Here is a 17,139-nt window from a genome sequence, read left to right as displayed (position 1 = left end):
TTTCTGGAGGAGGTGAAAAGAATGGCATATCATATTACTGATGATTGTATCGCTTGCGGAGCATGTCAACCAGAATGCCCAACTGAAGCTATATCAGCTGGCGATATCTACGTAATCGATCCAGATAAATGCATTGACTGTGGCGCATGTGCAAGTGTTTGTCCAGTGGACGCACCTCAGCCAGAGTAGTACTTATTTGAGACAATGTTAAAAAGACCCGAATCAGGGTCTTTTTTCATATATATTTCGGAGGAATGATACAGATGGAAAGATTGGACAAGGTACCGGGGACCCCATATGAAATAGTACAGGATAAAAAACTGTTTTCCTATGGCGTAGACGCCATACTCCTGTCATATTTTGCAAGGCCCAAGGGAATCGTAATGGACCTTGGAACCGGGACAGGAGTAATACCATTAAGGATTGCGGATGATCCCAAAATCAAAAAGATATATGGGGTGGAGCTTCAGGTAAATGTGGCAGAAATGGCTGAAAAAAGTGTATACTTAAATAAACTGGAGGATAGGATCCAGATATTGAACGAGGATATCAGGGAACTCCCGAGGAAATTCCCGAAGGCATCGATAGATACCATAATCACAAATCCTCCTTATATGAAGCCTGGTGCAGCTCTTGTCAATCCGGAGGAAAACCACGCTCTTTCAAGACATGAGCTGACCTGTACTCTCGAGGATATTATGAGAGTTTCCGGCTGGCTTTTAAAACCCCTTGGGAAGCTATACATGGTACACAGACCCAACAGACTTGTCGATGTGCTTTATGAGATGAGGTCCCATGGGATCGAACCAAAGCTGATGACCTGGGTATACCCAAAGCCGGGGAAGCCTGCAAACCTGTTCCTTGTAGAGGGAGTAAAGGGAGGCAGGATGGACTTTAAGTATGGGGAGCCCATAACGGTGTATGGAGAAGACGGCGAATACACTGACCAGATCTACACAATATACGGAAGAAGGTGATCGATATGGAACAGGGAATACTATATGTTTGTCCGACCCCTATCGGGAACCTTGACGATATTACCCTTAGAGTGCTTGAAGCCTTAAGGTCTGTGGATATTATTGCCGCTGAAGACACCAGGCACACATTGAAGCTGTTAAATCATTTTGATATAAAGAAGCAGATGACAAGCTACCACGAGCATAATATCCGCGAAAAGGGCCCCTTGATAGTAGACATGCTCCTGAATGGTAAATCAGTGGCTCTGGTTTCCGATGCAGGGATGCCAGGGATATCGGATCCGGGGGAGGATATCATAAAACTATGCATAGAGGTGGACATCCAGGTGGTCGGACTTCCAGGTCCATCAGCAGCTCTATTGGCTCTTGTTATCTCAGGGCTTACCACTGATAAATTCGCATTTGAAGGCTTTCTTCCTTCAAAATCGACAGATAGGAAAAAAGCCCTTGAAGGCCTTAAAATGGAGGAAAGAACCATAATATTCTATGAAAGCCCCCACAGGCTAAATGACAGCCTGGTGGATATGCTGGCAGTGCTTGGAAACAGAAGAGCATCTCTTTCAAGAGAGCTTACCAAAAAATTCGAGGAGACCATAAGGGGCACCCTGGAGGAGATTCTTTCGGTGGTAAGGGAGAGACAGCTTAAGGGAGAAATGGTGATCGTGATACAGGGTGCTGAAAAAGCTGAGCAGGAGGAGTTTGATATAGCCGGGATGCTTCTCCAGCTGCTTGAGGACGGCTATTCAAAGAAGGATGCAATAAGGCTTGTCTGTGAGAAGACTGGAGTTCCGAAGAACCAGGTGTATTCTGAAAGTTTGAAGCTTAAAAAATAATAAAGCACTCAGGATGACCTAAGTGCTTTACTATGCGATTATTTTTTTGTCAGCTCCTTAATACAGCCCGGGCATACGTTCTTGCCCTTGAAATCTTTGATCCCCTTAGCCTCTCCGCAGAAAATGCATGACGGAGAAAACTTTCTAAGGATGACCTTATCCTCGTCAACAAAGATCTCCAATGGATCCTTGACCTGGATATCCAGAGTTCTTCTAAGCTCTATGGGTATAACCACTCTACCCAATTCGTCGACCTTCCTAACAATACCTGTGGATTTCATCGAAGCCACCTCCCAATTAGGTTTGGTAAAAACCATGGAATTATGCTACCATAGATGTCAAAAAAAGTCAATACACTGTCAAGCGATAGCTTGCTAAAGCGAGGGTTGAAAATGGATTCTATCAACAAGGAATTAAGCAATTTACTTGAAAAAGTCAATAGTGAAATCCAAAAAAAACAAAAACTAGTCATGGGTGGTGACAAAAATAGACTGAAAAGCTTTATGGATTCTGAGATCGGAAAGATCAAGAGGATAGAAAAGCTCAGCAGTCCAGAGCTTCATGATATCCACTCCAGGGGCGGTATATCGGGAGTAGATGGATCCGTAAACAGAGCCGGCGGAAGCTATCCACACTTTATAGAGCTTTACCAGGGATTGGCAAAGTCTACAGTATTCAGAGAAAACCCTGTTTTTATGACGCAAGTATATACTCCTATCCTCAGCGAAGAAAGGGAAGACCCACTTACCGGTGAAATGGAGGTACGGGAGGAGCAGAGGAACATCCGACTTGCAACGATCGAGGTAGAGGCAGCCTTAAGAAGCGTAAAGGAACACAAGCCCTATGCACTTATGATGGATGGCGGGCTCATACGCTACAACATTTATGCAGGTGAGGCATGGTCAAGGCTTGTGGAGCTTTGTGAAGCCACGGGTACGATCCTGATGGGAGTCATAAAGGACATAAAGACCTCAGCAGTCGGCGAAAGGCTGAAGGAGCTTGATAGAAGGATAGAAGGCGTTCTCTACGACAGAGAGCTTCTTTTCGGGCTTTTTGAATACGGGGAGTTTATCCATATAAATGAGGACATAAATCGCAAGGAACCAAAGGGCTACAGCTCAGGATTTTTAAGGAGCTCACTGTACCCGATGGTCATTGGGATAGATATAATCGAAAGTCAGTCTCAAAAGCTTGAAGAAATGGCCAGGCTGGTGCTGACCCTTACCCCTGAGAACAGCAGAGGAGTGCCCTTGTGGCTTGACATCGTGGACAAGGAGGTAAAAATTTCCGACGATATGATGAGAGCATTGATGGAGCGCTACTTGGACAGGGGGATATATGAGAGGTACTTCGTGTCGGAGAGGGATAAGAGGAATTGACAATTGACAATGGACAATTACGAGCGTTAAGCGATAGGAGTTAAGGAAAGTGAATAGTTGTTAGTAGGTAGTTGTTAGCAAAACTCTAGAAAATAGGGGCTAGGGGTCAGGGGTTAGGCTACTGTCATTCCGACCGTAGTGGAGGGATCTAATACTGCAACTACTGTCATCCCGACCTTCTCCTAGCTGTCATCCCGACCGTAGTGGAGGGATCTCATCATTTAAGGAGAGTAGTCATGTACTGGATATACATTCTGGCTAATAAATACAACAATGTTCTTTACATAGGCGTTACAAATGACTTGCAAAGAAGAGTATTTGAACATAAAAATAAGCTCGTTGAGGGATTTACACAAAAATATAACGTCGATAGACTAGTTTATTATGAATCAACAGAAGATGTAGAAGCAGCGATACTTAGAGAAAAGCAACTGAAGAACTGGAGAAAGGAAAAGAAGCTAGTTCTTATTGAGCGTATGAATCCAAAATGGTTGGATTTGTCGGAGGATATTTATTGAGATCCCTCGACTGCGCTCGGGATGACAAAAGGGGCAGATCCCTCGCTATCATCCCGACCTTTTCCTAGCTGTCATCCCGACCGTAGTGGAGGGATCTAAGTTTTTCACTATTCACTATTCACTATTCACTATTCACTATTCACTGAAATAAGGGGAGGTCCAAACATTGAAAGTCGTAGGAATCACTACTCAGCAGGAATTTTATATCGGCTCAAAGGAGCGTAACTTCAGGATCAACGAATTTCTAATAATCCAGGACCCCTTCCAGGGCGACCTGATGGGAGAGGTCGTTGAGGCCAGAACCTTCAACAGATACATCCCTTTGAACATCTATGGGGATTTCGTCGACGCAGCCGTCCTTGAAAGCCTGAAAGCCTTAGGCTACGACGTGGATGAGGACACCATATATATAGCCAAGGTCCGGCTTCTCAATGAAGCACTCTATCCTGTGCAAACAGGCGCTGACGCCCGAATCCCAAGGTTCGAGGAAGTGCGTGATTTAATGCTTAAAACACCACCTGAAAAAGGTCTTGTTGTAGGCGTCATAAGAAATACTGACGATGTAGCTGTTGATATGGACGAAGAATTTTGTGACCTTCTATATACCTTTGAGGAAAAAGGGCTCCAGTCACAAAGAGAGCTGCCTTTTATCATGGATATCCGCTCTATGCACCACTACCCCCATATAGGAGTATTCGGAGGTTCAGGCTCAGGCAAGTCCTTTGGACTGAGGGTGCTTCTTGAGGAGATAATGCTTAAGGGTGTACCAACCCTAGTTCTCGATCCCCACTACGAGATGGATTTTTCTGAGCTCCCGGGCTATTTTACAGAAAGGTACCGTGATTTTGAGGAGTCTTTCCGCTGCTATCAGGTCGGTACTCATACTGGGGTAAAGTTCGAGGACCTTACTGCTGGAGACCTTAAGAATCTACTTGATGCAGCAAGCACGCTTACAGATGCCATGAATAACGTAGTTGACGTATTATTCGGGCGCAGGGAATCCTACACCAGCTTTTCTCAGAAGCTGCAAATGCTGTCAGAGGCTCAGGAGGAAGGTTCTCTTGAAAAGCTTGAAGCCAGGATCAGAGAGACTGATGGTGAGGAAAGGAAGGCATGGACTGAACGCAGAAACCTATTTAATACCTATGACAAATCCTGTCCTTATTCCTCAGTGCGAGGTGTTCTATGGAGACTGAGAAGGCTCCATAACGAGGGCATATTCTCAAAGGACAGCCGCGCCATTGAGGAGGGCCTCCAGGATGGAAAGCTTGTGGTGATCCAGGGAAGCACAAGGATCCTTCAGGTATACGGGACCTATCTTTTGAACAACCTTTATCATAAGAGAAGGGATTATAAGGATGCACTGTACAAAAAGCTTCCAACGGATTTCTTCCCTCCATTTATACTTGTTACCGATGAAGCCCACAACTTCGCACCTAAAGGCTATGAGTCCCCATCGAAATCCATAATCAAGGAGATCGCTCAGGAGGGAAGAAAGTATGGAGTTTTTCTGGTGCTTGCTACCCAGAGACCTACCCTGCTGGATGAAACGGTCACTGCCCAGCTAAATACAAAGCTTATATTCAGAACAGTAAGAGCCTCAGATATAGACACGATAAAAGAGGAGACGGACCTTACCCCGGAGGAGGCAAAGAGGCTTCCATATCTTAGGACCGGTGATGTATTCATCTCCTCGGCAATGCTCGGAAGGACTACCTTTGCAAGGATCAGGGCAGCATACAGCGCCAGTCCCCATACCCTTAACCCATTTGATGAGCTACTCCAAAGGACCAGGGAGGACGATGACAAATATCTAGATATGCTTATAAACAAGCTGCCTATAAGCGAAACTGACATGCTCAATGTTATCCTGGAGCTGGAAAGGGAAACCGGGATGACGATGACCCGTGACAGACTGGAAGAAAAGTTGAAGCTACTGGCAAAAAAGAACTATATCCGAAAAGAAGAGACATTTTTGGGGTATAGATATATAAAATCAGAGAAAAGCAAAGACGAGCTCTAATGCAGAAGGTTTTATCCGAATATCTGGAAGGCGGTAGATCTACCGCCTTTGTTGCAATAATTTTGATTTAACGATGTGTCGCAGGGAAGAAGGGGGACAATAGCCTTGGCAGAAAATGATTATTTCTACATAGAAGACGGAGAGATGGATGCATATCTGTTCCATGAGGGCACCTTTTACAAGGCCTATGAGTTCATGGGAGCACATCCATATAAAAAGGGCAGAAAAAAAGGACACCGCTTCACTGTTTGGGCTCCCAGAGCTAGAGAGGTCTTTCTTGTGGGAGACTTCAACCAGTGGAATAGTACTAGCCTTCCCATGAAAAGGATCGGGACAAGCGGCTTATGGCAGATCGTAATAACCATCGCCAATGAGTACGACAAATATAAATACAGGATAATCTCAGAGGACGGAGAGGTTCGCATGAAGGCAGACCCCTTCGGCTTTCACATGGATACAAGGCCTCTTACTGACTCAAAGATATATGACATAAAAGGCTATCAATGGAACGATAAGGACTGGATGAAAAAGAGGGGTAAAGGGCTTTATACAAGGCCGATATCCATATACGAGGTAAATCTTCTTTCCTGGAAGCAAAAAGAAGGAAATATCCAGTACTCATATGCTGAGCTTGCCAAGGAGCTCGTAAAGTATGTAAAGAAAATGGGTTATACCCATATCGAATTCATGCCTCTGTCGGAATACCCCTTAGATGCATCCTGGGGCTATCAGATTACCGGTTACTTTGCTCCAACCAGCCGGTTTGGGACTCCCAAGGATCTAATGTACCTGATCGACCAATGCCACCAGAACGACATAGGTGTTATCATGGACTGGGTGCCAGCCCACTTCTGTAAGGACGACTATGGCCTGGCAAGGTTTGACGGCACATATCTATTTGAGTCCCTGGACAAGATCAAGGCTGAGAATGAGCAGTGGGGTACCCTTAACTTTGACTATACAAAGCCTGAGGTATTTTCATTCCTTATTTCAAACGCGATGTATTGGCACGACTACTACCACATTGACGGCTTGAGGATGGATGCTGTAGCATATATGCTATACCTGGACTTCGGGGGAAAGGATATTAGGAACAGCCTGGGAGGCAGAGAGAACCTTGAGGCTATCCAGTTCATAAAACGACTTAATTCGGTTATTTTCAAGCACTACCCCGATACCATGATGATCGCGGAGGAGTCGACGGCCTGGCCAAAGGTAAGCCACCCCATTGACGAGGGAGGGCTGGGTTTCAACTTCAAATGGAATATGGGATGGATGAACGATATCCTTAAATACATGGAACTTGACCCTATCTATAGAAAGGATCACCATGGAGCGCTAACCTTCTCAATGATGTACGCATTCTCCGAAAACTTCATTCTCCCCTTCAGCCATGACGAGGTGGTCCATGGCAAAAAGTCTATGGTGGACAAGATGCCTGGAAGCTATGAGCAGAAGTTTACGAACCTTAGACTGCTCTATCAATATATGTTTGCCCACCCCGGGAAAAAACTGCTCTTTATGGGAAATGAGATCGCTCAATTCCTGGAGTGGAGAGAGTACGAATCCATAGAATGGCAGCTTCTTGACCTGGAGCCTCACAGACTGATGCAGAAATTCGTATCGGATCTCAATGAATTATATAGAGATGAAGCCACATTGTATGAGCTTGATACTACCTACGACGGCTTTCAGTGGATCGACCACTCCAACTCTCAGGAGAGCATAATATCCTTCGAGAGACTGGACAAAGCCGGAGAAAGACTTGTATGCATATTTAATTTTACACCGGTTCCAAGACCGGATTATCCAATAGGGGTTTTGGAGGAAGGAACCTACAGAACCGTTCTTACCAGCGACCACAAGAGGTATGGCGGTTCCACGGAGCGGGTAAAAAGATATAAAGCAAAACCCGAGGCCTTCCACGGCAGAGACCTTAGCATAAGGGTCGACCTGCCGCCATTGGCTGCTATATATCTTAAGCTTGACAGGAAGCCTCAAAGCGAACATAAGACAGGGGGGAACAAGCATGATTGAGAACAAGGTTGTGGCAATGCTGCTTGCAGGCGGGCAGGGCTCAAGGCTGAAGGCTCTCACCAGGAAAATTGCAAAACCGGCGGTTCCTTTTGGGGGGAAGTACAGGATTATCGACTTCGCTCTAAGCAACGCAACCAATTCAGGTATCGACAACATAGGAATATTGACTCAATATAAGCCATATTTATTGAATTCACACATAGGAATAGGATCATCCTGGGACTATGACAGAAATGTAGGAGGCTTAAGGGTATTGCCTCCATTTACCTCAGAGGATGGTGGAAGGTGGTACACGGGAACAGCCAATGCGGTATTCGAGAACATCGACTATATCGACGAGCAGGACCCAGAGTACGTATTGATCCTTTCAGGAGACCATATATACAAGATGAATTACAACGATCTTCTGGAGGAGCATCAGGCAAAGGGAGCAGATGTTACCATAGCCGTAATGGAGGTGCCATGGGACGAGGCATCGAGATTCGGGATCATTAATGTAGATACTGAAGGGAAGATAGTCGAGTTCGAGGAAAAACCTGAAAATCCGAAGAACAACCTGGCTTCGATGGGCATATATATGTTTAACTGGAAGGTCCTCAGAGATTATCTTGTAAAGGATGATGCAAATCCAGGCTCCGATAACGACTTTGGGAAGAACGTCCTCCCTCTTATGCTTTCGGATGGGATGAAGATGTACACCTGGGTATTCGAGGGCTACTGGAAGGACGTGGGAACTGTGAGAAGCTATTGGGAGGCTAATATGGACCTGTTGGATCCCCAAAACACCCTTAACCTTTACGACAAGGACTGGAGGATATATACAAGGTCCAGAAACCTGCCGCCACAGTATATAGCAAGAGGAGCGATCGTAAAGGACTCTCTTGTAAACGAGGGCTGTTACGTTAAGGGTGAAGTGGTAAGGAGCATTCTTTTCAGCGATGTTATCGTTGAAGAGGGTGCAGTTATCGAGGATTCAGTGGTCCTCTCAAACTGTGTCATTAAGGCGGGTGCCAAGGTAACTAAGGCAGTTATACTTGAGGGAGTTACCGTTAGCGAAGGCCAGGAGATAGGTCAGGATGGTGAAGATGCCATATACATGGTTTCAGATAAAAATATTTCTAAGGAATAGGAGGGGGAGAGAATGGATAAGTGCATTGGAATAATCAGCGGCGCAAATATTGAGAACAACTTTGGTACCCTGTGCATCCACAGGCCGGTATACATGCTCCCCTTTGGAGGACGATACAGACTCATAGATTTTGCAATCTCCAACATGGTCAACCACGGCATCAAAACCATTGCAGTCTATACTGGTGAAAAAATAAGATCTACCATGGACCACCTGGGAGATGGCAAGCCATGGGATCTTAACAGAAGATTCAGCGGTCTTATGCTGTTTCCCCCTATAACCCACGACTTTACTCTGAACAGGTACGGGGATGTACCTCAGTTTTACTCTACCATGGATTTCTATAAGCAGGCCAGGGAGAAATATATACTTTTAGTCCATCCAAATATTTTGGCAAAGGTCGACCTCACCTCTGCATTCAAATACTTCAGGGAGACTGACGCAGACATGACGCTGATCTACAAAAAACAACAGGACCCATGGGGACAGTACATCAACTCGGATAAGATGACGATCAATGACGATGGCTCCCTGGACAACATAGGGATCAACCTTGGCACAGAGGAGTCCTTCAACATGTTCCTTAAGATGGGCTTCATCAAGAAGGAAGTGTTCATGAAGCTGGTAATGGAATCCATAGAGAAGGGCAATGCAGACTATCTCCAGGATGCGGTCATAAAGGGCAAGGACAAGCTGAAGATAAATACCTTTGAATTCAGAGGGCACGTCGAGAATATAAGAAACCTGAAGAGCTTTTACGACGCCAACCTTAATCTGCTTAAGAAAAAGGTAGCACAGGAGCTGTTTTACGAAAGAGGAACTGTGTTCACAAAGACAAAGGACGAGCCGTCGACTCTTTATACCAAAACCTCTTACGTTCAAAATTCCCTGGTTGCAAATGGCTGCATCATCGAGGGACACGTGGAGAACTCAATAATTTTCAGAGGTGTCAAAATAGGTAAGGGAGCAGTAGTTAAGAATTCCGTAGTCATGCAGAAGGCGGAAATTGGAGAGAATGCCCTTGTAGTCAACTCGATCCTGGATAAGGATGCAATAATAGGCGAGGAAGTGCGTATCGCCGGCAGCTCTCTGATGCCCTATGTGGTTCAGAAGAAGCAGATATTGAGAAAGGACTGATGAGGCATGAGGATCCTTTATGCAGCCTCTGAGGTTGCTCCATATATAAAGACGGGAGGACTGGCTGATGTTGCCGGCTCCCTTCCCAAAGCCCTTGCAAAGGAGGGCCATGAGGTTTTAGTGGTGCTTCCCCTTTACTCAAGGATAAGCAACACCTATAGAGACAGGATGAAGCAGGAGGCATTCTTCTTCGTCGACCTGGATTGGAGACACCAATACGCCGGGATATTTTCATTGGAAGAGGATGGAGTAAAGACTTATTTTATCGACAATGAATTCTACTTTCATAGAAATACCATCTACGGTCAGGGAGACGACGGAGAAAGGTTTGTGTTTTTCTCAAGAGCAGTTGCGCAAATGATAAAGGCACTTGACCTTAAGGTAGATATAGTACACGCCAACGACTGGCACACAGGACTTTTGCCGCTTTATATCAAGGATTACGCAGAAGGCGATGAAGCTTATTCAAGGATCAAGACGGTTTTTACTATCCACAACCTAAAGTATCAGGGCGTATTCCCGCCTTCGATCCTTCAGCTGGCGGGGATATCCAATAAATATTTCCATGAGGATGGTTTGAAATTCTATGACGCCGTCAACTTTATGAAGGCAGGGATAGTTTATTGCGATTCTCTGGCGACAGTTTCAGAGTCCTACGCAGAGGAGATAAGATATGAATTCTACGGGGAGAAGCTGCAGGGCGTCATAAGAAAAAATGAATGGAAGCTGCGGGGGATAGTTAACGGGATAGACTACGATATTTATGATCCTGAAAAAGATCCGAAGCTGCCCTACCATTATTCTAAGGAAGATCTGAGGGGCAAGGCTCTTAATAAAGAGGCTCTCCAAAGGCTGTTCGATCTGCCTGAAAATAAGAATGTGCCTGTAATAGGTATGGTAACAAGGCTTGTCGCGATGAAGGGGCTGGACCTTGTAAGATATATTCTGGACGAGCTTCTTCAGGAGGAGGTCCAGGTCGTGGTTCTTGGAACCGGCGAGGAGGAATATGAGGACATGTTCAGGCATTTCCAATGGAGATATCCTGACAAGCTTTCAGTTCATATATATTTCAACGAGGGAGAATCGCACCTTGTATATGCGGGATCTGATATATTTATGATGCCTTCCCTTGCTGAGCCTTGCGGAATATCGCAGCTTATCGCCATGAGATACGGCTCCCTGCCCATCGTCAGGGAAACTGGGGGATTGAAGGATACAGTCAAGCCCTATAACAGATACACAGGTGAAGGTACAGGCTTTTCCTTTGCCAACTACAATGCACATGAGCTTCTGTATTCATTGAAAGAGGCAATCGGTGTTTACGACGACGAAGATACATGGAACAGCCTTGTTGTTCAGGCGATGGCAGAGAAGACGGACTGGGCAGTATCCTCTGAAAAATATTTGAAACTATATGAGGAGCTGCTGCGATAGAGGTGATAGTATGACAGAAAGTACAAGGACAATAGGTGAGAGGCTTCAGGAGATACTTTTCCAGCATGGAGCTATATCCATTGAGGAAGCAGCATCAGGTGAACTTTATAGGGCTCTTTCCTATTACGTGAGAGAGACCCTCGGCAAGCAGCTTTGGCTGACCGACAGTGAAATGGGAAGACACAGGATAATCGTTTATCTTTCCATGGAGCACCTGCCGGGACTTATGTTGCAGAAAAACCTTGATTACCTTGGGATATATGATGAAATAGAAATGACGCTGAAGGAGCATGGAAGGGAACTGGAGGAACTATTGACAGAGGACAGGGAGCTTGGCTTGGGTTCAAGCGACATGGGTCACCTTGCCAATGGACTTCTGGATACCTTTGCCAGCTGCGGCTACAGCGCGATCGGTTACGGCCTTCTCTATCGGGAGGGCTATTTTCGTCAGGGATTAAAGGAAGGCGAACAGACCGAGGAGCCGGACAACTGGTGGAGCAGAGGAAAAAACTGGCTCTATAAAAGCACCATAGCTCTTAAAACTATCATGGGAGGTTCCGTAGATATCTCCAAGGAGGGCGATGACCTCATCTTCACTCAAAGGGGAGGAGAAGAGCATACTATAAGATACTACGATCTTCCATACTCAGGCTGGGGAAATGACAGAGCCCTAAGACTCAGGCTCATGGAGGACGATATTCTGACAAAAAGGCTTATTCCGGTGAATTCTTTACCGGAGAAAAATAGGCAGAGATTCAAGCAGGAGTATCTCCTTGTGAGCGGAGCTATGCAGGATATAGTGCGTGAACACCTTGAAAAAGGTAACCCTATAGATCTTCTGGATGAACACTATTTGTTCCTGATGATGGACAGCCATTTGCTCCTTGCTATACCGGAGCTTCTGAGGATACTTTTAGATGATGTAAAGCTTTCCTGGGACGAAGCCTGGGACATCACCAGCAGGGCATTCTACTACACTCCAATAGCTTCAATAGAAGAAGCCATGAATAAGCTTGAGGGTGCAATGACTCGGGAGCTTCTTCCAAGGCTGTGGCTTATCCTGGAGGAGATCCATCACCGCTATCTTGCAAAGCTATCAGTTGCGATTCCACTTAAGGAGGAGAGCAGAAGAGCCTCAGGGATACTTTGGGACAATGAGATTAGGCTGATAAATATTGCGAAGGCCGGTGCATATCAGGGGCCGCCCCTTGGGCACCCGTTGGCCGTATCCCACAGAAGGTGGCTTCTTTCAGCCAACCCTAAATTAAGGGACCTTCTGCTGGAAAGCCTGGGAGACGGGTTCATATCAAACCCATGGGAGCTTAAGAAGCTAAGTGAGTTTAAGGAAGATCGGGCTTTTTTGGACTCTCTTGAGAGCGTGAAGAGAGAGAATAAGAAGAGACTAGCTAAGACCATATTCGATACCAAGGGTGTCCTTATAGATCCCTATGCACTTTTCGATGGACATATTCGAGATATAAACGATGACAACAGACAGCTGCTACAGGTTCTATGGGCGATCGACCAGTACCTGAGACTTAAGGATGAGCCAAATCTGGATGTGGTCCCAAGAGTGATATTTATTGGTGGAAGGGCAGCAAGCCACGATAGGACCTCCAAGCTTCTGATCAAGCTGATAAATCAGCTTTCTGACAAGATAAACAAGGATATCACCATTAAGGACAAACTTAAGCTGATATTTATTGAGGACCTGTCCCAAAGAAGAGGCGAGATACTCATTCCTGCTATTGAGATGGTACAATCACTTACCGTTCCATCAAAGGGAGGCCTTAACCTTGGAGGGCTTACCGCAATGGTAAACGGAGCATTAGCCTTAGGAAGCAGGGATGACACGAACATGCTCATTCAGAGCTATTCAGGGAAGGAATGCATAAGGATTTTTGGATCTACTAAAGAAGAAGCACAGCTGCACTACGATATCAGGGACTCTAAGCCTCAGGAGCAGTACTATAGAAACAAGGAACTGAAAAGAGCCTGTGAGGTGCTCCTTGGCAGGGAGAGCCTTGTTGATGGCAGCATATACAGGACTCTTAACGAAGGGCTTATCAAATACAACGATCACAGCCTTGTGCTCAGAGACTACGCTGAATATGCAAGGGGAATGAAGGAAGTATCCGGCTGGTATCTTGACAGGTACGAGTGGAGCAGAAGAATGCTTGACAGTATAGCTCTATTGGCCGACTTCTCATCGGATACAGTTGTGGACATCTATGCAAAGAAAATGTGGCAGGAGCTTTCCTAGGAGGTGGAGAAATTGGACGACAATAAGCATATGGCACTAGACAGGGTGTTTGGAGCAAGCTACACCAAGGAGAAGACCACCTTCAGAGTATTTTCTCCGTCGAGGACTGATATCAAGCTAAGGATCTACGAAGACCACTCCTCCCTTAGGAGGACCGAGCATACCATGAAAAAGGACCACGACGGTTCATTTTCTATCGCCATAAACGAAGACCTTAAAGGGAGATTCTACACCTATCTTGTCGAGGGAAGGCTTGAGGTAACTGATCCCTATAGTATAGCGGTATCTTGCAACTCTAGGAGATCGGCTATAATCGAACCTTCGGACACAGACCCAGAGGGCTGGAATGAGCATCTGCTGCCTGAACCTATTGAGCCTGTGGATAGCGTGCTTTATGAGGTACACGTAAAGGACTTCACCGCCCATAAAAGCTTCCTCTCAAAGCACCCGGGCACCTTCAAAGCCTTCACAGAGAGAGGCAGAACACTTAACGGTCAAACCTTGGGCATAGACCACCTTGTCGAACTAGGCGTCTCTCACGTTCACTTAATGCCCATCAATGACTTTTTGACAGTCAGAGAAGAGCCTAAGCTAAGGCTTAGGGACGACAACTACAATTGGGGCTATGATCCCGAGCATTATAATGCAGTGGAGGGCTCATATTCAACTGATCCTTTCGATCCCAGGGTAAGGATAAGAGAGCTCAAGGAGCTTATTATGGAGCTTCACAATGCAGGGCTTAGAGTCGTTCTTGATGTAGTGTACAATCATACCTACAGGTCGAAGGACTCAAATTTTCATGTTCTGGCTCCCGGACACTGGCACAGGATGAGATCTGACGGTACCTTCTCAGACGGAGCTGGATGCGGCAATGAGCTGGCATCTGAAAAACCACTTGTAAGGGATTTCATTATTAAAAGCCTTGAGTACTGGGTGAATGAGTTTAAGATTGACGGCTTCAGATTTGATCTGATGGCTCTTATTGATATAGATACAATAGAGCTTGCAGTGGAAAGACTTAGAAGGATAAGACCTGACATCCTTATATATGGAGAACCATGGACAGGGGGAATCACGACCCTGCCTTCAAATAAAACGACCTCAAGAGGCACTCAAAGCAGAAAAGGCTTTGCAATATTCAATGACAGCTTCAGGAACGCTATAAAGGGAGACAACGACGGCAGAAAGAACGGCTTTGCCCAGGGGAACCTGGATGAGCGGAGGGGTGTTGAGACAGGCATCGCAGGCTCTATCTTCTATGACGAGGGAAGGATAGGCTTTGCATCAAGGGCGAGGGAAACCATTAACTACGCAAACTCCCATGATAATCTCATACTCCAGGATAAGCTGTTAAAAACCCTGCCTGGAAAGACAAAAGATGAATATATCAAGTACAATAAGCTTGTTCATGCGATCTTATTTCTCTCACAGGGGATTCCATTTATTCACGCAGGAAATGAGTTTCTAAGAACCAAGGGAGGCCAACACAATACCTATAATGCTCCTCTTTCAATAAACGCAATCGACTGGACCCTTAAGGAGAAAAACCTTGGTTTCTATAACTACCTGAAGGAGCTTATAGCCTTCAGGAAGCTTAGACCTGAATTCAGGATCGATGATGGCGATGAAATAAGAGACAGGCTTCACTTCCTGGAGAACACCGGGAACTGCCATATGCTGTCATACACCATAAAAAGCAACGGTGGGTGCATCCTGGTGATCCACAATGCTGATCAGAGCGAATGCCTTCTGCCCCATGCAGTCATCAAAAGGCATATGGAATCCAAGAGTAAGAAACCTATTGAAGAAATCGAAATCAGATGTCTTTTTGATGAGGAAGGAATAGTCAGGGGAAATGTGGAATTCAAGCATCCTCACGGGATAAGTGTCCCCGGTATTACGACCTTAGTATATGAACTGAAGATAGAATAAAGGTGCCGCAAGCTGCGGCACCTTTTCTAATCTAATATATATACTTTTACATCTCTTCGGCCAAAGTTTCTTACATCTGTTGCCGAATTGAAAAACAGGTCTATTCTTTCGCCTTTAATGGCTCCTCCAACATCTTCTGCTATAGCAAATCCATAATCCATTGTTCCATCCAGGGACTCGATGTAAAGCTTTGTCCCCAACGGTATAACCCTTGGGTCGACGGCAACAGTTCCAGGTCTTGCCCTCGTTCCAGTGGCGGTTATGCCGTAATATCGGTCTCCTGGCCTCTTTCCTGTACTTGCATAGGAAAGGTCGTAGGCCGTTGCCTCCAGGATCATAGTATCCTTAAAGCGGGTTTCTCCACGTGATGTCATTACTACATTGTTGACACCTCTTTCAATAACCTGCGATACTGGTTCTTCCAATATGGTATCGCTGATTATGACGGATGATGTGAAGACACCATTGATGTAAATATCGTTGATATGTGATCTTCTCAAGCCGTCCTTGCCCTCCTGCAGGATATTGACCACTCCTCTGTCCAATCGTTCGTTGGAAATGATCTCCTTTTCAAAAGGTATGACTGCCTCTTCGACTCTAGGAACCTCCATGACTCTTAACAGTTCTATGGTGTCACCGTTTTTAACGGTAGAGTCAAGAGAAGGTTTCGTAAAGTCCTTCAGCCCAACAGCTATATCTGCGTCTGCAAGGACATCAGATACCTTTGAGCTCAGGGATCTAAACTTCATAGTTTCATCCCCGATGATGATTGTGTAATCCTTCGGATTTATGATTGTGATTTCAAGTTTTTCCTTGATCAAAGTATCCAGACTGGGCTCTACGACTGCGCCCCTTCTAAGCTTGATACCTTCCTCTTCAAGAAGCTCCTCAACTGTCGATGAATAGGAGATCTTACTGATGATCTCACCATCCACATTTAGGCTTACTTCATTTCCCTGGAAGAAGCTAACCCCTAATGATAATGTCATTGCTATAGCCAGAAGTAAGAGGACTTTAACCTTACCGACCATTTTGGTCCTGTTATTGTCCATAACTCTCCTCCTTGATTTTGTTACAAAACTTGTAACCCTTTTGTAACTATTTTTGACCGTCTCTGTATTGTAAACGAAAAATCTTGGCTTGTCAAATTTTTGGCCCCATAGGCGGAATATTCTGAACATATGATAGTGAATAGTGAACAGTGAATAGTGAATAGTTAAGAGCCAAGATTTGAGAAAATGGACAATAATAAATGAATAATGAACGATAATCTAAAAGCTAAGAACCAAGAGCTAAGATTCTTCACCGTCGCTCAGAATAACAGTTTTGTTGTCATCCTGAATGAAATGAAGGATTAATAACTATTCACTATTCACTGACAACTATTCACTGATAGCTCCCCTTGACATTCCTCCCCCCGTTGCGCTATAATACTTGTTAATCGTAAACTAAAGATATTGACGGGAAGAGTAAAGGA

At 45.3% G+C, this 17,139-nt stretch carries 14 protein-coding genes and 1 other annotated feature (1 of these 15 only partly in view); of the genes, 12 read left to right on the top strand and 2 right to left on the bottom strand.

Going from position 1 to position 17,139, the window contains the following annotated elements; genetic code table 11:
* Positions 1-21: 21 nt before the first annotated feature.
* The 3 genes from fdxA (at position 22) to rsmI (ending at position 1,810) form a co-directional block, all read left to right on the top strand.
* The gene (fdxA, locus tag AC4PHB_RS08995; protein ID WP_128425143.1) at positions 22-189 is read left to right on the top strand and encodes a 4Fe-4S ferredoxin; all 168 of its coding nucleotides are present in this window, start codon (positions 22-24) and stop codon (positions 187-189) included.
* A gap of 74 nt (positions 190-263) precedes the next feature.
* A complete protein-coding gene (locus AC4PHB_RS08990; protein WP_492136105.1) occupies positions 264-977 on the top strand; it encodes a tRNA1(Val) (adenine(37)-N6)-methyltransferase in 714 nt (237 codons plus the stop codon).
* Positions 978-982: 5 nt separating this feature from the next.
* Complete coding sequence (rsmI, locus tag AC4PHB_RS08985; protein ID WP_492136104.1) at positions 983-1,810, top strand: 16S rRNA (cytidine(1402)-2'-O)-methyltransferase; 828 nt, start codon at positions 983-985, stop codon at positions 1,808-1,810.
* Between the two features lie 38 nt (positions 1,811-1,848).
* On the opposite strand, the gene AC4PHB_RS08980 is transcribed toward rsmI, so the two are convergent.
* The gene (locus tag AC4PHB_RS08980; RefSeq protein ID WP_128425146.1) at positions 1,849-2,091 is read right to left on the bottom strand and encodes an AbrB/MazE/SpoVT family DNA-binding domain-containing protein; all 243 of its coding nucleotides are present in this window, start codon (positions 2,089-2,091) and stop codon (positions 1,849-1,851) included.
* A gap of 111 nt (positions 2,092-2,202) precedes the next feature.
* Here AC4PHB_RS08980 and AC4PHB_RS08975 point away from each other — a divergent pair, with 111 nt between their 5' ends.
* The 9 genes from AC4PHB_RS08975 to pulA all read left to right on the top strand — a co-directional run bounded on the left by AC4PHB_RS08975 (position 2,203) and on the right by pulA (position 15,662).
* The gene (locus tag AC4PHB_RS08975) at positions 2,203-3,189 is read left to right on the top strand and encodes a DNA double-strand break repair nuclease NurA (RefSeq protein ID WP_492136103.1); all 987 of its coding nucleotides are present in this window, start codon (positions 2,203-2,205) and stop codon (positions 3,187-3,189) included.
* Between the two features lie 236 nt (positions 3,190-3,425).
* Positions 3,426-3,707, top strand: coding sequence for a GIY-YIG nuclease family protein (locus AC4PHB_RS08970; protein WP_492136102.1), 282 nt, complete (start codon positions 3,426-3,428; stop codon positions 3,705-3,707).
* A gap of 166 nt (positions 3,708-3,873) precedes the next feature.
* Entirely contained in the window at positions 3,874-5,730 is a 1,857-nt protein-coding gene (locus AC4PHB_RS08965) for an ATP-binding protein (protein WP_492136101.1), read from the top strand.
* A 105-nt stretch (positions 5,731-5,835) separates the two neighbouring features.
* Entirely contained in the window at positions 5,836-7,767 is a 1,932-nt protein-coding gene (gene glgB / locus AC4PHB_RS08960; protein WP_492136100.1) for a 1,4-alpha-glucan branching protein GlgB, read from the top strand.
* On the top strand, positions 7,760-8,896 hold the full coding sequence (locus tag AC4PHB_RS08955; RefSeq protein ID WP_492136099.1) for a glucose-1-phosphate adenylyltransferase: 1,137 nt from the start codon (positions 7,760-7,762) through the stop codon (positions 8,894-8,896). The genes glgB and AC4PHB_RS08955 overlap by 8 nt, the downstream gene beginning before the upstream one ends.
* A gap of 12 nt (positions 8,897-8,908) precedes the next feature.
* Complete coding sequence (gene glgD / locus AC4PHB_RS08950; RefSeq protein WP_492136098.1) at positions 8,909-10,033, top strand: glucose-1-phosphate adenylyltransferase subunit GlgD; 1,125 nt, start codon at positions 8,909-8,911, stop codon at positions 10,031-10,033.
* 6 nt (positions 10,034-10,039) lie between these two features.
* Entirely contained in the window at positions 10,040-11,467 is a 1,428-nt protein-coding gene (gene glgA / locus AC4PHB_RS08945; protein WP_492136097.1) for a glycogen synthase GlgA, read from the top strand.
* A gap of 10 nt (positions 11,468-11,477) precedes the next feature.
* Positions 11,478-13,730 carry a glycogen/starch/alpha-glucan phosphorylase gene (locus tag AC4PHB_RS08940; protein WP_492136096.1) on the top strand — a complete coding sequence of 751 codons (2,253 nt, stop codon included), beginning with the start codon at positions 11,478-11,480 and terminating at the stop codon, positions 13,728-13,730.
* Positions 13,731-13,742: 12 nt separating this feature from the next.
* Complete coding sequence (pulA, locus tag AC4PHB_RS08935) at positions 13,743-15,662, top strand: type I pullulanase (protein ID WP_492136095.1); 1,920 nt, start codon at positions 13,743-13,745, stop codon at positions 15,660-15,662.
* A 26-nt stretch (positions 15,663-15,688) separates the two neighbouring features.
* Here pulA and AC4PHB_RS08930 read toward each other — a convergent pair whose 3' ends face one another.
* Positions 15,689-16,714 (bottom strand): resuscitation-promoting factor, encoded by a 1,026-nt coding sequence (locus AC4PHB_RS08930; protein WP_492136094.1) that lies wholly within the window; start codon positions 16,712-16,714, stop codon positions 15,689-15,691.
* A gap of 396 nt (positions 16,715-17,110) precedes the next feature.
* Positions 17,111-17,139, top strand: a binding site (T-box leader); it runs 199 nt beyond the window's last position.

The organism is Gudongella sp. QWL-04 (assembly GCF_058683975.1).
The sequence above is the reverse complement of the archived record's forward strand: the minus strand, read 5'-3'. Positions and strand labels throughout refer to the sequence as shown.

What these genes read in the sequence shown, in the direction of transcription:
- AC4PHB_RS08970 (WP_492136102.1), top strand. Translation starts at nt 3,426, where the DNA reads ATGTACTGGATATACATTCTGGCTAATAAATACAACAATGTTCTTTAC.
- glgD (WP_492136098.1), top strand. Translation starts at nt 8,909, where the DNA reads ATGGATAAGTGCATTGGAATAATCAGCGGCGCAAATATTGAGAACAAC.
- glgA (WP_492136097.1), top strand. Translation starts at nt 10,040, where the DNA reads ATGAGGATCCTTTATGCAGCCTCTGAGGTTGCTCCATATATAAAGACG.
- AC4PHB_RS08975 (WP_492136103.1), top strand. Translation starts at nt 2,203, where the DNA reads ATGGATTCTATCAACAAGGAATTAAGCAATTTACTTGAAAAAGTCAAT.
- AC4PHB_RS08980 (WP_128425146.1), bottom strand. Translation starts at nt 2,091, where the DNA reads ATGAAATCCACAGGTATTGTTAGGAAGGTCGACGAATTGGGTAGAGTG.
- AC4PHB_RS08990 (WP_492136105.1), top strand. Translation starts at nt 264, where the DNA reads ATGGAAAGATTGGACAAGGTACCGGGGACCCCATATGAAATAGTACAG.
- AC4PHB_RS08940 (WP_492136096.1), top strand. Translation starts at nt 11,478, where the DNA reads ATGACAGAAAGTACAAGGACAATAGGTGAGAGGCTTCAGGAGATACTT.
- AC4PHB_RS08930 (WP_492136094.1), bottom strand. Translation starts at nt 16,714, where the DNA reads ATGGACAATAACAGGACCAAAATGGTCGGTAAGGTTAAAGTCCTCTTA.
- AC4PHB_RS08955 (WP_492136099.1), top strand. Translation starts at nt 7,760, where the DNA reads ATGATTGAGAACAAGGTTGTGGCAATGCTGCTTGCAGGCGGGCAGGGC.
- rsmI (WP_492136104.1), top strand. Translation starts at nt 983, where the DNA reads ATGGAACAGGGAATACTATATGTTTGTCCGACCCCTATCGGGAACCTT.
- fdxA (WP_128425143.1), top strand. Translation starts at nt 22, where the DNA reads ATGGCATATCATATTACTGATGATTGTATCGCTTGCGGAGCATGTCAA.